Origin of the sequence: Pseudomonas sp. BP6, from assembly GCF_017875935.1 — a bacterium.
Classification (GTDB): Bacteria; Pseudomonadota; Gammaproteobacteria; order Pseudomonadales; family Pseudomonadaceae; genus Aquipseudomonas; species Aquipseudomonas putida_Y.
In genome coordinates this window covers 467,950-482,021 of sequence record NZ_JAGINI010000001.1, presented here as the reverse complement: position 1 = coordinate 482,021, position 14,072 = coordinate 467,950, and the positions used below count along the sequence as shown (strand labels likewise).

11 protein-coding genes are annotated in these 14,072 nt (G+C 62.5%); 1 reads left to right on the top strand and 10 read right to left on the bottom strand.

The annotated features are described in order from the left end of the window. Positions 1–11 precede the first annotated feature (11 nt). Positions 12–2,747: a preprotein translocase subunit SecA gene (gene secA, locus J3A98_RS02160; protein ID WP_176682617.1), complete on the bottom strand. Its 2,736-nt coding sequence runs from the start codon at positions 2,745–2,747 to the stop codon at positions 12–14. 367 nt (positions 2,748–3,114) lie between these two features. On the opposite strand from secA, the gene J3A98_RS02155 reads away from it, so the two are divergent. Continuing rightward, a complete protein-coding gene (locus tag J3A98_RS02155) occupies positions 3,115–3,570 on the top strand; it encodes a DciA family protein (protein ID WP_176682616.1) in 456 nt (151 codons plus the stop codon). Between the two features lie 47 nt (positions 3,571–3,617). Here J3A98_RS02155 and lpxC read toward each other — a convergent pair whose 3' ends face one another. The 9 genes from lpxC to murD form a co-directional block, all read right to left on the bottom strand. Continuing rightward, on the bottom strand, positions 3,618–4,529 hold the full coding sequence (lpxC, locus tag J3A98_RS02150; RefSeq protein ID WP_003251873.1) for a UDP-3-O-acyl-N-acetylglucosamine deacetylase: 912 nt from the start codon (positions 4,527–4,529) through the stop codon (positions 3,618–3,620). A gap of 112 nt (positions 4,530–4,641) precedes the next feature. Continuing rightward, entirely contained in the window at positions 4,642–5,838 is a 1,197-nt protein-coding gene (gene ftsZ / locus J3A98_RS02145) for a cell division protein FtsZ (RefSeq protein ID WP_003251871.1), read from the bottom strand. A 55-nt stretch (positions 5,839–5,893) separates the two neighbouring features. After that, complete coding sequence (gene ftsA / locus J3A98_RS02140) at positions 5,894–7,156, bottom strand: cell division protein FtsA (protein WP_003251867.1); 1,263 nt, start codon at positions 7,154–7,156, stop codon at positions 5,894–5,896. A 14-nt stretch (positions 7,157–7,170) separates the two neighbouring features. After that, entirely contained in the window at positions 7,171–8,040 is an 870-nt protein-coding gene (locus J3A98_RS02135; RefSeq protein ID WP_176682615.1) for a cell division protein FtsQ/DivIB, read from the bottom strand. Between the two features lie 5 nt (positions 8,041–8,045). After that, the gene (locus J3A98_RS02130) at positions 8,046–9,002 is read right to left on the bottom strand and encodes a D-alanine--D-alanine ligase (RefSeq protein WP_021784157.1); all 957 of its coding nucleotides are present in this window, start codon (positions 9,000–9,002) and stop codon (positions 8,046–8,048) included. Continuing rightward, a complete protein-coding gene (gene murC / locus J3A98_RS02125; protein ID WP_176682614.1) occupies positions 8,999–10,447 on the bottom strand; it encodes a UDP-N-acetylmuramate--L-alanine ligase in 1,449 nt (482 codons plus the stop codon). The genes J3A98_RS02130 and murC overlap by 4 nt, the downstream gene beginning before the upstream one ends. Then, complete coding sequence (gene murG / locus J3A98_RS02120) at positions 10,440–11,519, bottom strand: undecaprenyldiphospho-muramoylpentapeptide beta-N-acetylglucosaminyltransferase (protein ID WP_209963691.1); 1,080 nt, start codon at positions 11,517–11,519, stop codon at positions 10,440–10,442. Before murG ends, murC begins: the two co-directional genes overlap by 8 nt. Next, positions 11,509–12,720, bottom strand: a complete 1,212-nt coding sequence (gene ftsW, locus J3A98_RS02115; RefSeq protein WP_209969723.1) for a putative lipid II flippase FtsW — start codon at positions 12,718–12,720, stop codon at positions 11,509–11,511. Before ftsW ends, murG begins: the two co-directional genes overlap by 11 nt. After that, on the bottom strand, positions 12,720–14,066 hold the full coding sequence (gene murD, locus J3A98_RS02110; RefSeq protein ID WP_209969721.1) for a UDP-N-acetylmuramoyl-L-alanine--D-glutamate ligase: 1,347 nt from the start codon (positions 14,064–14,066) through the stop codon (positions 12,720–12,722). The genes ftsW and murD overlap by 1 nt, the downstream gene beginning before the upstream one ends. Positions 14,067–14,072 lie beyond the last annotated feature (6 nt).

Sequence of the window (14,072 nt, the reverse complement as noted above, 5' to 3'; positions counted from 1 at the left end):
TAAGGTTCAGATCACTCGATCTGACCATGGCAATGCTTGAACTTCTTGCCCGAACCGCACCAGCACGGCTCGTTGCGGCCCAGCTTCTGGTCATTGCGTACTGGCGCCGAGGCTACCGCTACTTCGGCTCCCTCTTCGCTCAGTTGCTCACTTTCCAGGCCGGATACGGCGGCGTGCTGGAATTGCATGCGGCTAGCCAGCTCTTCAGCCTCGCGGCGCAGGCGGGCTTCTTCTTCGGCCGGGTCTTCGCGGCGAACCTGTACGTGCGACAGCACGCGGATGGTGTCGCGCTTGATCGACTCCAACAGTTCCTGGAACAGGCTGAACGACTCGCGCTTGTACTCCTGCTTCGGGTTCTTCTGCGCATAACCACGCAGGTGAATACCGTGACGCAGGTGGTCCATGGTCGACAGGTGGTCTTTCCACAGGTCGTCCAGCACGCGCAGCAGAATCTGCTTCTCGAAGGTTCGCAGGGCCTCGAGACCAGCCTGGTCTTCCTTCTCGTTGTAGGCAGCGGTGATCTCGCTCAGCAGCTTCTCGCGCAAGGTCTCTTCGTAGAGGTGGTCGTCCTCGTCGAGCCATTGCTGGATCGGCAACTTGATGGCGAAATCGCTGGCCAGCGAAGCCTCCAGGCCGGCTACGTCCCACTGCTCTGGCAGCGACTGCGGCGGAATGTGCTGGCTGATGGTAGCGTCCAGTACTTCCTTGCGGAATTCGACGATGGTGTCGCCAATGTTATCGGCAGCCAGCAGACTGTTGCGCATGTGGTAGATCACCTTGCGCTGCTCGTTGGCGACGTCGTCATATTCGAGCAATTGCTTACGAATGTCGAAGTTGCGGCCTTCGACCTTGCGCTGGGCTTTCTCGATAGCGTTGGTGACCATGCGGTGCTCGATGGCCTCGCCCGACTGCATGCCCAGTGCCTTCATGAAGTTCTTCACCCGGTCAGAGGCGAAGATGCGCATCAGGCTGTCTTCCAGCGACAGGTAGAAGCGGCTGGAACCCGGGTCGCCCTGGCGACCGGAGCGGCCACGCAACTGGTTGTCGATACGGCGCGACTCGTGGCGCTCGGAAGCGATTACATGCAGGCCACCCGTTTCGATCACTTGCTGGTGACGCTTCTGCCAGTCGGCCTTGATCTGGGCGATCTGCTCGGCGGTCGGGTTTTCCAGGGCAGCCACTTCGGCTTCCCAGTTACCGCCCAGCAGGATGTCGGTACCACGGCCAGCCATGTTGGTGGCGATGGTCAGTGCACCTGGCGCACCTGCTTGCGCGATGATCTCGGCTTCCTTCTCGTGATACTTGGCGTTGAGCACCTTGTGGTCGATACCTTCCTTTTTCAGGAGGTTGGACATGTGCTCGGAAGTTTCAATGGTCGCGGTACCCACCAGCACCGGGCGGCCCAGCTTCATGCTTTCCTTGATGTCGGCGATGATCGCGGCGTATTTCTCGTCAGCGGTCAGGTACACCAGGTCGTTGTAGTCCTTACGCGCCAGCGGCTTGTTCGGCGGAATGACCATCACGTTCAGACCATAGATCGACTGGAACTCGAACGCTTCGGTGTCGGCGGTACCGGTCATGCCGGACAGCTTGGTGTACAGGCGGAAGTAGTTCTGGAAGGTAGTCGAAGCCAGGGTCTGGCTCTCGGCCTGGATGTTCAGGTTCTCTTTTGCCTCGATGGCCTGGTGCAGGCCCTCGGACAGGCGACGACCCGGCATGGTACGGCCGGTGTGTTCGTCGATCAGCAGAACCTGGCCGTCCTGGACAATGTACTCGACATTGCGGTGGAACAGCTTGTGTGCACGAAGACCGGCGTAGACGTGTGTCAGCAAGCCCAGGTTGTGCGCGGAGTACAGGCTCTCACCTTCGGCCAGCAGGCCCGCCTGGGCCAGCATCTCTTCGATGAACTGGTGACCGGCTTCGTTCAGCTCGACCTGGCGGCTCTTCTCGTCGATGCTGAAGTGGCCTTCCTGGGTGACCTGGCCTTCGACCTCTTCGATGTGCTGGGTGAGGCGCGGGATCAGGCGGTTGATCTCGATGTACAGCTTGGAGCTGTCCTCGGCCTGACCGGAAATGATCAGCGGGGTACGCGCTTCGTCGATGAGGATGGAGTCGACTTCGTCGATCACGGCGAAGTTCAGTTCACGCTGGAACTTCTCGTCCTGGCTGAACGCCATGTTGTCGCGCAGGTAGTCGAAACCGAACTCGTTGTTGGTGCCGTAGGTGATGTCGGCGGCATAGGCGGCGCGCTTTTCTTCCGGCGGCTGGAAGGCCGAAACGATACCGACCGACAGACCGAGGAATTCGTACAGCGGGCGCATCCAGTTGGCGTCACGGCGCGCCAGGTAGTCGTTGACGGTGACCACGTGCACGCCCTTGCCGGACAATGCGTTGAGGTAGACGGCCAGGGTACCGACCAAGGTCTTGCCTTCACCGGTGCGCATTTCTGCGATCATGCCCTCGTGCAGGGTCATGCCGCCGATCAACTGCACATCGAAATGGCGCATGCCCATTACGCGCTTGCCGGCCTCGCGGGCCACGGCGAAGGCTTCGGGCAGCAATTGGTCCAGTGTCTCGCCTTTGGCCAGGCGCTCTTTGAACTCTACGGTCTTGCCCCGCAGTTGCTCGTCGGAGAGGGCCACCATCTTCTCTTCGAAGGCATTGACGATACTCACCGTCTTGAGCATGCGTTTGACTTCACGCTCGTTCTTGCTTCCAAAAAGTTTTTTTAACAAAGGCGCAAACATATCGGCAGGATCTTCCACACGTAGGGATGGAGGGCGGCCCCGTGAGTCGCCCGTGCAGCCCATAGGCCGCATGCGAACGAGCATTCTACCCGGAAACGATGGTGAGGAAAGTGGTGGATTTCCACGATGCTGATACAGCGTTTTGGCAGGGGCCTGTTTTAGATAGGGGCATTTTCCCTGAGTTCAAGGCTTGGCAACATGAAAGCTATCGAGAACCAGTCTTGTCTTTGGCTGCCTGTGCCGGACTCTTCGCGGGTGAACCTGCTCGAGGTATCGATAACCCTGTGGGAGCGGGTTCACCCGCGAAGAGGCCGGCACAGGCAACGGAGATGTTAGACTGTGCCCACGTCACCTCACGCGTACTCCCATGGCCTATAAACCCTCCCCCGCCCAGCCGCCCTCCGCCCTGCTGCGCCAGGTGCGCCCGCTGCGCCTGCTACTGAACCAGGCCGAGCGCCTGGAGCACTTGCAGCGCCTGCTGGAAAGCCAGTTGCAACCGGCTGCCCGCGAGCACTGCCATGTGGCGTCCTGGCGCGATGGCACTTTGTTGCTGGTGGTAACCGACGGCCATTGGGCCACCCGCCTGCGCTACCAGCAGAAGCGTTTGCTGGCGGCACTGCAGGCCATGGAAGCATTCGGCAACCTCAGGCGCATTCTGTACAAGGTACAGCCGCCGCTGGTGCCGGCCAAGCGTGGCGGGCATGCTGCCGAGCTTTCTAACAGCGCGGCCGAGAGCCTGCGCGACACCGCCGAGGGCATTACCGACCCCAAACTGCGCGCAGCACTGGAACGGTTGGCCGCCCACGCCCTGGACAAGCCATAGAAAAGGCCACCCGAAGGTGGCCTTAATGAACTAGAGAGTGTTCGAACTTACACGGCCGCAACAGGGCGCATGTACGAGATCGGTGCCGTACTGGCATCTTCGAAAGTGACCACTTCCCAGGCATCGGTTTCAGCTATCAGCTTGCGCAACAGCTGATTGTTCAGCGCGTGGCCGGACTTGAAGCCCTTGAACTCGCCGATCAGGCTGTTGCCCAGCAGGTACAGATCGCCGATGGCGTCGAGGATCTTGTGCTTGACGAATTCGTCTTCGTAACGAAGGCCGTCTTCGTTGAGCACGCCGTCCTCATCGACCACGATGGCGTTCTCGACACTGCCACCCAACGCAAGGTTGTGCTTGCGCAGGTACTCGATGTCACGCATGAAGCCAAAAGTACGCGCGCGGCTGACTTCCTTCACGAACGAGGTGCTGGAAAAGTCGACGCTGGCGCTCTGGGTCCGGTTGCGAAGCACCGGGTGATCGAAATCGATCTCGAAGCTCACCTTGAAACCTTCGAAAGGCAGGAACGTGGCGCGCTTGTCGCCCTCTTCCACGGTTACCTCACGCAGGATGCGGATGAACTTCTTGGCTGCGTCCTGTTCTTCCAGGCCGGCAGACTGAATCAGGAATACAAAAGGACCGGCGCTGCCATCCATGATCGGCACTTCCGAGGCGGAGAGCTCGACGTAGGCGTTATCGATGCCCAGGCCCGCCATGGCGGAGAGCAGGTGCTCGACCGTATCGACCTTGACGTCACCGTTGACCAACGTCGTCGACATGGTTGTCTCGCCGACGTTGGCCGCACGCGCAGGGATCTCGACCACAGGGTCGAGGTCGGCGCGGCGGAAGACGATGCCGGTGTCAACAGGTGCAGGCTTGAGGGTCAGGTAAACCTTCTCCCCGGAGTGCAGACCGACACCTGTGGCACGGATGGTATTCTTCAGGGTGCGTTGTTTAATCATGGCATTGGCCGCTTCAGCGCAAATTGCGAACAGGTATCAACAAAGGCTGGGGATGATAACAGACCCAACCTTTGATGAATACCAATCACCTTTATACCCCTGATAAATTCCATTAATCAGCCTGACGACGCAGGAATGCCGGGATATCGAGGTAGTCCAGGTCATCCTGAGGGTTCAGTTTAGCGGCTGCGGCAGCACCTGCATGCGCCTGGTTGCGCATGACGGTCGGGCGCTCCAGGTCACGGTAGTTGACCGCTGGCTGCTCCTGGCGCACCGGCGCAGGATTGGACGCTTCGTACGCCTGCTGGGCAGTCTGCAGGGTGTTGTCGACGACCTTCACAGGCTTCTCGATGCGTGCACCCAGACCAGTGGCCACCACGGTCACGTGCAGTTCGTCACGCATGTCCGGGTCGATCACGGTGCCAACCTTGACCATGGCGTGGTCGGAGGCGAAGGCTTCGATGATGCTACCCACGTCGGAGTACTCACCCAGCGACAGGTCCGGGCCTGCGGTGATGTTCACCAGGATACCGCGGGCGCCCTGCAGGTTGACGTCTTCCAGCAGCGGGTTACGGATAGCTGCCTCGGTGGCTTCACGCGCACGGTTCGGGCCGCTGGCGCAGCCAGTACCCATCATGGCCATGCCCATTTCACCCATCACGGTACGCACGTCGGCGAAGTCGACGTTGATCATGCCGGGGCGCTTGATGATGTCGGAGATACCGCGTACGGCACCGGCCAGTACATCGTCAGCCTTGGCGAAGGCGGACAGCAGGCTGGCATCCTTGCCCAGGATGGTCAGCAGCTTCTCGTTGGGGATGGTGATCAACGAGTCGACGCTTTCAGCCAGCATGCGGATGCCTTCATCGGCGATCTGCATGCGCTTGCGGCCTTCGAACGGGAACGGACGGGTCACCACTGCAACGGTGAGGATCCCCATTTCCTTGGCCACTTCGGCAATGATTGGCGCTGCACCGGTACCGGTACCGCCACCCATGCCAGTGGTGATGAACACCATGTTGGTGCCCTGCAGCACTTCAGCGATGCGCTCACGGTCTTCCAGCGCGGCCTGACGGCCGACTTCCGGATTGGCACCGGCACCCAGGCCCTTGGTCACACCCGTGCCCAATTGCAGGATGGTGCGCGCGCCAATGTTTTTCAGCGCCTGGGCATCGGTGTTGGCGCAGATGAATTCCACGCCTTCGATGCTGCTCTTGACCATGTGATTGACGGCGTTGCCGCCACCACCACCAACGCCGATCACTTTGATGACCGGGCTTTGCGGGACGTTGTCTACGAGCTCGAACATTTTCCCTCTCCTTACAGTTCTCTAGTTGTCGCGCCTACCACTACTGCTTTGAAACTTAGAAGTTGCCCTGGACCCATTTCTTGAAGCGTTCAAGCACTGGGGCCTTCGGTTCATCGCCATAGCTGTTGCTGCTGCTGTTGCTGTTACCGGTCAGGGCCAAGTCTTCGGACTGCTTCAGCAGGCCGTAGGTGAGCAAGCCCACACCAGTGGAATAGATCGGGTTGCGCACCACGTCGCTCAGCCCCCGAACGCTGTGCGGCACGCCCAGGCGTACCGGCATGTGGAAGATTTCCTCGGCAAGTTCCACGGCGCCTTCCATCTTCGCGGTGCCGCCGGTGAGGACGATGCCAGCGGGCACCAGGTCTTCGTAGCCACTGCGGCGCAGTTCGGCCTGGATCAGGGTGAAGAGCTCGTCGTAACGTGGCTCCACCACCTCGGCCAGGGCCTGGCGCGACAGCTCGCGCGGTGGACGATCGCCCACGCTCGGCACCTTGATGGTCTCGCCAGCGCCAGCCAGTTTGGCCAGGGCGCAGGCGTAGCGGATCTTGATTTCTTCGGCGTACTGGGTCGGGGTACGCAGGGCCATGGCGATATCGTTGGTCACCTGGTCGCCAGCAATCGGGATGACCGCCGTGTGGCGGATGGCGCCCTCGGTGAAGATGGCGATGTCGGTGGTGCCGCCACCGATGTCCACCAGGCACACGCCCAGCTCTTTTTCATCATCGGTCAGCACCGAGTAGGCTGAAGCCAGCTGCTCGAGAATGATGTCGTCGATTTCCAGGCCGCAGCGGCGCACACACTTTTCGATGTTCTGGGCGGCGTTGACCGCGCAAGTGACCACGTGAACCTTGGCTTCCAGGCGCACGCCAGACATGCCCAGCGGCTCGCGCACGCCTTCCTGGTTGTCGATCACGTAGTCCTGCGGCAAGGTGTGCAGCACGCGCTGGTCGGCCGGAATCGCCACGGCCTGGGCAGCGTCGAGTACGCGCTCCAGGTCGGCCAGGCTGACCTCGCGGTCACGAATGGCGACGATGCCGTGGGAGTTCAGGCTGCGGATGTGATTACCGGCCACACCGACGAACGCCGAGTGGATACGGCAACCGGCCATCAGTTGCGCCTCTTCCACGGCGCGCTGGATCGACTGCACGGTGGACTCGATGTTCACCACCACGCCTTTTTTCAGGCCACGGGACGGATGGGTGCCGATCCCGACGATTTCCAGGGTGCCGTCTTCGCCCACTTCGCCCACCAGCGCCACCACCTTGGAGGTGCCAATGTCCAGCCCGACGATCATTTTGCCGCTATGCGCGTTTGCCATGGTCCTGCCTCTCTCTAATTCTTCGCAACGGCGGGTTGGGCCGTCGTCGGTGCAATCGGTTCCCGCCAACCAACGGCAAGTCCGTTGGAATAACGCAGATCAATGCGGGCGATAGTGGTGATCTGGTCTTTGAGTGTCTTGTCGTAAATGGCAATGAAACGGCGCATCTTCTCCACCAGATGATCGCGCCCCAGCAGCAACTCGATGCCTGGCCCGGCACTGCTCGCACCGGTGGTCAGGAACCAGCTGCCTCGCTCGCGCAGCTCCAGGCGAGCGATGGAAAAGCCCAAGGGGCGCAGCATCTGGCTCAGTACCTGATACTGCTGCATGACTTGTTGCTGAGCACGCTGCGGCCCGGCCAGCTGCGGCAGGTGCTCATAGTTGGCCAGCTCGCGCGGGGTGAAAGCCTGACCCTGGTTGTTCAGCAGGGCTGCATCACCCCAGCGTGCCACAGGCAGCTGTTCTTCAAGGCGGATCACCACCTCGTCGGGCCACACCCGGCGCACTTCGGCGTGGGCGATCCACGGCATCTGCTCGAGCTCGGCCCGCATCGCCGGCAGGTCGACGCTGAAGAAGCTCGCCGCCACATAGGGCGCGATACGCTGCTGCACCGACTGCTGACTGATGTAGCTAAGGTCGCCCTGCACATCGATCTTGGTGATCGGGCGGTCGGCGTACGGCATCAGGCGAACGGCACCCTCATAGGCACCAAAGCCGGCCGCCACCAGCAACACCGGCCACAGCAAGCGCTTGAGGCCGCCCAGGCTTGGCCGAGGCAGGCGCGCCGATACGGGCTCGTCGGCCACCAGCCGGCTGGCACCACGCGGCACCGGCTTGCTACGGCCGGTAACGGGTTGCTGCTGACGTATCATTGCGCCTTGCATGGTTATTAACCTCGCGTCGCCACGCTTTCGGCCAGGATTGCCAGCACCAGTTGCTGGAAGTCCAGGCCAGCCGCGCGGGCCGCCATGGGCACCAGGCTATGATCTGTCATGCCCGGTGCAGTGTTGACTTCGAGCAGCCAGAACCGGCCCTGCTCGTCCTGCATCACGTCCAGCCGCCCCCAGCCCTCGATGCCAATGGCATTGCAGGCGCGCGCGGTCAGGTCGATCAGTTCCTGTTCCTTGACGCTATCCAGCCCGCACGGGATGCGGTACTGGGTATCGTTGGCGATGTACTTGGCGTCGTAGTCGTAGAACACGTGCGGCGTACCCAGGGCGATCGGCGGCAGCACCTGGCCGCGCAGTACCGCGATGGTGAACTCCGGACCGTGGATCCACTGCTCCACCAGTACCTGGGAATCGTATTTGGCGGCGTCCTGCCAGGCGGCGACCAGTTCCTGGGCGCTGTTCACCTTGGCCATGCCGATGCTAGAGCCTTCATGGGCGGGTTTGACGATAAGCGGGAAGCCCAGTTCCGTACTGGCCTGCAAACAATCGCTTTCGCTCGCCAACACTGCGTGGCGTGGTGTGGGAATGCCCAGGCTCTGCCACACCTGCTTGGTGCGCAGCTTATCCATCGCCAGCGCTGAAGCCAGGATGCCGCTGCCGGTGTAGGGGATGCCCAGGCACTCCAGCAAGCCTTGCATGCTCCCGTCTTCACCGCCACGGCCGTGGAGGATGATGAAGGCGCGGTCGATCTTCTCGCTTTGCAGGCGCGCGAGCAGGTCGTCACCGACGTCGATGGCGACCACGTCGACACCGGCAGTGCTCAGTGCATCAATCACTGCGGCGCCGGACTTCAACGACACCTCTCGCTCGGCGCTCTTGCCACCGTAAAGCACAGCGACGCGGCCGAACGCCTTGACGTCCAGGGTCGAGTGCAGCTTGTCGTAGGCGCTGGTCATTTCGACTTCTCCTGCTTGGCGCCTGCGAACAGCGGGCTTTTCATCAACTGCGGGGCCAGGCCGCCAACATCACCGGCACCCTGGCAGAGCAGGATGTCGCCAGCGCGCAGCAGTGGCTTGACCAGCGGCGCCAGCTCGGCGCCGCGCTCGATATAGATCGGGTCCAGCTTGCCGCGCTGGCGGATGCTGTGGCACAGCTGACGGCTGTCGGCACCGGGGATCGGCTCTTCACCGGCCGGGTAGACCTCCATCAGCAGCAGCACGTTGGCATCACCCAGCACCTGGACGAAATCGTCGTACAGGTCGCGGGTGCGGCTGTAGCGGTGCGGCTGGTAGACGATCACCAGACGGCGGCTTGGCCAGCCACCGCGTACAGCCTTGATCACCGCAGCCACTTCGGTCGGGTGATGGCCGTAGTCGTCGACCAGCATCACACTGCCGCCTTCGACCGGCAGCTCGCCGTACACCTGGAAGCGACGGCCGACACCCTGGAAACCGGACAGGCCCTGGATGATGGCCTCGTCAGTAATGCCTTCGTCAGTGGCGATGGCAATGGTGGCCAGGGCGTTGAGCACGTTGTGGTTGCCGGGCATGTTCACGGAAACCTCCAACGGCTCGCGATCACGGCGCAGCACGGTGAAGTGGGTCTGCATGCCCTGCTGACGCACATTGATGGCGCGGATGTCGGCCTCTTCGCTGAAGCCGTAGGTCACGGTCGGGCGCTTCACCTGCGGCAGGATCTCGCGAACCACCGGGTCGTCCAGACACATCACCGCCAGCCCATAAAACGGCAGGTTGTGCAGGAACTCGACGAAGGTTTTCTTCAGCTTGTTGAAGTCACCTTCGTAGGTCGCCATGTGGTCGGCATCGATGTTGGTGACCACGGCCACCATCGGCTGCAGGTGCAGGAAGCTGGCATCGCTTTCGTCTGCTTCGGCGATCAGGTAGCGGCTGGTGCCCAGCTGGGCATTGGTGCCGGCAGCGGTAAGGCGGCCACCGATGACGAAGGTCGGGTCCAGGCCACCTGCGGCGAACACTGAAGCCAGCAGGCTGGTCGTGGTGGTCTTGCCGTGAGTACCGGCAACGGCCACGCCATGGCGGTAACGCATCAGCTCGGCGAGCATCTCGGCACGCGGCACCACCGGAATGCGCCGCTCCAGGGCGGTGGCGACTTCCGGGTTGGCCGGGTTGATGGCGCTGGACACCACCAGCACATCGGCGGTGGCGGCGTTCTCGGCGCGGTGGCCGACGAAAATCTCGGCGCCGAAGGACTCCAGGCGCTCGGTAACCGGCGAGGCCTTAAGGTCCGAACCGGACACTTCATAGCCCAGGTTCAGCAAGACTTCGGCAATACCGCACATGCCAACGCCGCCGATGCCGACGAAGTGAATGCGGCGAATACGGCCCATCTTCGGCTGGGGCATGGCTTTCTGGCTCTCAACCATGGGCCACCTCCAGGCAGATATCGACCACGGTGCTGGTTGCAGCAGGTTTGGCCAGGCGCCGTGCGGTGCCAGCCATGACGTTGAGTTTCTCGGGTTGCATCAGCACCTCGTTCAGGCGTTCAGCAAGTTGCGCTGCGCCAGTTGTCGCTTGTGGCATCAGGAAGGCAGCGCCTTCGCGGGCCAGATATTGGGCGTTGTGGGTCTGGTGATCGTCGATCGCATGGGGCAAAGGCACCAGCATCGAAGGCAGGCCTGCTGCCGCCAGTTCGCTGACGGTCAGGGCACCGGCCCGGCACACCACCAGGTCGGCCCAGCCATAAGCTTGGGCCATGTCTTTGATGAAGGGCTCTACCTGAGCCGCGACACCCGCCTCGTGATAACGCTCGGCGGTGATCGGCGCGTGTTGCTTGCCGGCCTGGTGGAACACCTCTGGCCGCAGCGCGGCGGGCACTTCGGACAGGGCCTTAGGCAACAATTTGTTCAATGGTTCCGCACCCAGGCTGCCCCCCAGCACCAAAAGGCGTGCACGGCGCTCGCCCAAGGGCGCACGTTGCGCGTCCATGAAGAGTTCCGGGCGCACCGGGTTGCCGGTGGTGCGACGTTTGTCGCTGGCCTCGAAGGTGTTCGGGAAAGCTTCGCAGACCCGCGCCGAGAGTGGCACCAGCAACCGATTGGCGGTACCGGCCCTGGCGTTCTGCTCATGGATCACCAGTGGCACGCCGAACAGCCGCGCGGCCACGCCGCCGGGGCCGGTCACATAGCCGCCAAAGCCCAGGACACATACGGGCTTGAGCTGGCGAATGATGCGCCGTGCCTGCAGTACGGCCTTGACCAAGGTGAAAGGCGCCTTGAGCAACGACAGCTTGCCCTTGCCACGCAAGCCGCTGACCTGAATCAGATGCAATGGCAAACCCGCCTGCGGCACCAGTTCGTTCTCGATGCCACGCGGGGTGCCCAGCCAGTGCACGCTGTAACCGCGCGCCTGGAACTCACGGGCGCAGGCCAGCGCCGGGAACACGTGCCCCCCGGTGCCGCCGGCCATGATCAATACATTTTTGCCTTCAGCGGCCATGATTGGTCTCCTCGGCAAAATCGCTTTCGCTGAATTCGTGCTCCTCACTGCCCAGGTGCGTGCGGCTCTCCCACTCGATGCGCAGCAACAGGCCCACGCAGGCGCAGCAGATCACCAGCGAGCTCCCCCCGTAACTGAGAAACGGCAGGGTCAGGCCCTTGGTCGGCAGCAGGCCGACGTTCACACCGATGTTGATCAGGAACTGGCCAATCCACAGGAAAGCCAGGCCGAACGCCATGTAGGCGGCAAAGAACTGTTTGGCTTTTTCGGCCCACAGGCCGATGTAAAGGGCGCGCACGGTGACAAACACGAACAGCGCGACGGTCAGCAGCGAGCCGACCACGCCCAGTTCTTCCGCCAGGACCGAGAACACGAAGTCGGTGTGCGCTTCAGGCAGGTAGAACTGCTTCTGCACACTGTTGCCCAGGCCAACGCCCAGCCACTCGCCACGGCCAAAGGCAATCAGTGCCTGGGTCAGCTGGTAGCCGGAGCCGAACTGATCGGCCCAGGGGTCGGTGAAGGTAATAAGGCGCGCCATCCGGTAGGGCTGCGCCTGCACCAGGACAAATACCGCCAGCACCGCCAGCACCACCATCAGGCTGAAGCGGAACAGCCCCACCCCTCCCAAAAACAACATGGCCGCCGCCGCGCCCATCATCACCACGGTGGCGCCGAAGTCCGGTTCCATCAGCAGCAAGGCGGCCATGGGCAGCAGCACGATGAACGGCTTGAAGAAGCCCATCCAGGTTTCGCGCACCTCGGTCTGTCGGCGTACCAGGTAGCCGGCCAGGTAGATGACCACGAACACCTTGGCGATTTCCGAAGGCTGAACGTTGAAGAAGCTGAAACCGATCCAGCGCATGGAGCCGTTGACTTCACGGCCAATCCCCGGCACCAGTACCAGTACCAGCAGGCCGAAGGCGCCAAGCAGCATCATGAAGCCCATGCGCTGCCAAGTGGCGATCGGCACCAGCAGCGTTGCACCACAGGCCACCAGGCCAAGGAACACGTACACCAGGTGGCGGAACATGTGATATAGCGGGTTGCCGGACTGTACAGCAGCCACTTCCGAGGATGCCGAAGTGATCATCACCAGGCCCAGGCCCAGCAAGGCCAGGCAACCGGCGAGCATCGGGAAGTCCAGGTCGATGCCACGGCCGCTGATCAGCGGCGACGGGTAGGGCTTGAAGATGCCGAAGATCATGCAAGACCTCCCGCTGCCTGGGCGAACAGGCGCCCGCGTTCCTCGAAGTTCTTGAACATGTCAAGGCTGGCGCATGCCGGCGACAGCAGCACGGCATCGCCGGCCCGGGCCAGCTCGGCACACTGCTGTACGGCATCGTCAAGGGTCTTGACCCGAACCAGCGGCACAGCATCGCCCAACGCCTCGGCCAGGCGCTCGGCATCACGGCCAAGCAATACCACGGCGCGGCAGTAACGCTTGACCGGCTCGCGCAACGCAGTGAATTCGGCACCTTTGCCATCACCACCGGCGATCAGCACCAGCTTGCCTTCGATATCCGCGCCCAGGCCTTCGATGGCGGCCAGGGCAGCACCGACGTTGGTGGCCTTGGAGTCGTCGTACCAGTTAACGCCGTTACGCTCGCGCACCCACTGGCACCGGTGGGCCAGGCCACTGAACTCGCGCAGGGCCTCGAGCATCGGCTCGAACGGCAGACCGGCAGCATGGCCCAAGGCCAGTGCTGCCAGGGCGTTGCTCTGGTTGTGGGCGCCGCGAACCTTCAGTTCGCGCGCCGGCATCAATGCCTGGAACTCGAACGCCAGGTATTTTTCACCGCCCACTTCGCGCAGGCCGAAGGCTTTGAAGTCCGGCTGGCCGAGGCCGAAGGTCCAGCATGGGCGGCCCTCCACGGGCAATGGCCGGCTGAGGGCATCCTGACGGTTCACCACCACCTGCCTGGCCCCGCGGAAGATCCGGTGCTTGGCCAGGTGGTAGGCCGGAAGGCCGCTATAGCGGTCCATGTGGTCTTCGCTGATGTTCAGAACGGTCGCCACTTCGGCGTTGAGCTGGTCAGTGGTTTCCAGCTGGAAGCTGGAAAGCTCCAGCACGTACAGTTCGATGTCATCGGCCAGCAGGTCGAGCGCCGGGGTACCGAGGTTACCGCCCACGGCCACGCGTTTACCGGCCTTGGCGGCCATTTCACCGACCAGCGTCGTGACGGTGCTCTTGGCGTTGGAACCGCTGATGGCAATGATCGGCGCCTTGGCATGGCGAGCAAACAGCTCGATGTCGCCAGACAGCTTCACGCCACGCGCGGCCGCCTGCTGCAAGGCCGGCGTGGCCAAGGCCAGACCGGGGCTCACGTACAACTCGTTGGCGCGGCACAGGAAGTCCACGTCCAGTTCACCACAGCGCACTTCCACCTGCGGGTAATCACGGCGCAGGGTTTCCAGTTCCGGCGGTTGCTCGCGGGTATCGGCGACCGCAAAGGCAATGCCCCGGCTCGCCAGGAAGCGAACCAGGGACATGCCGCTCTTGCCGAGGCCGACAACGATGCGGAATTGGTCGGAAGCGATCAAAGACACGCTCAT

Bases quoted from the DNA above. Each gene is read 5' to 3' on its own strand.
- secA (WP_176682617.1), bottom strand. From the start codon at position 2,747: ATGTTTGCGCCTTTGTTAAAAAAACTTTTTGGAAGCAAGAACGAGCGT.
- J3A98_RS02155 (WP_176682616.1), top strand. From the start codon at position 3,115: ATGGCCTATAAACCCTCCCCCGCCCAGCCGCCCTCCGCCCTGCTGCGC.
- lpxC (WP_003251873.1), bottom strand. From the start codon at position 4,529: ATGATTAAACAACGCACCCTGAAGAATACCATCCGTGCCACAGGTGTC.
- ftsZ (WP_003251871.1), bottom strand. From the start codon at position 5,838: ATGTTCGAGCTCGTAGACAACGTCCCGCAAAGCCCGGTCATCAAAGTG.
- ftsA (WP_003251867.1), bottom strand. From the start codon at position 7,156: ATGGCAAACGCGCATAGCGGCAAAATGATCGTCGGGCTGGACATTGGC.
- J3A98_RS02135 (WP_176682615.1), bottom strand. From the start codon at position 8,040: ATGCAAGGCGCAATGATACGTCAGCAGCAACCCGTTACCGGCCGTAGC.
- J3A98_RS02130 (WP_021784157.1), bottom strand. From the start codon at position 9,002: ATGACCAGCGCCTACGACAAGCTGCACTCGACCCTGGACGTCAAGGCG.
- murC (WP_176682614.1), bottom strand. From the start codon at position 10,447: ATGGTTGAGAGCCAGAAAGCCATGCCCCAGCCGAAGATGGGCCGTATT.
- murG (WP_209963691.1), bottom strand. From the start codon at position 11,519: ATGGCCGCTGAAGGCAAAAATGTATTGATCATGGCCGGCGGCACCGGG.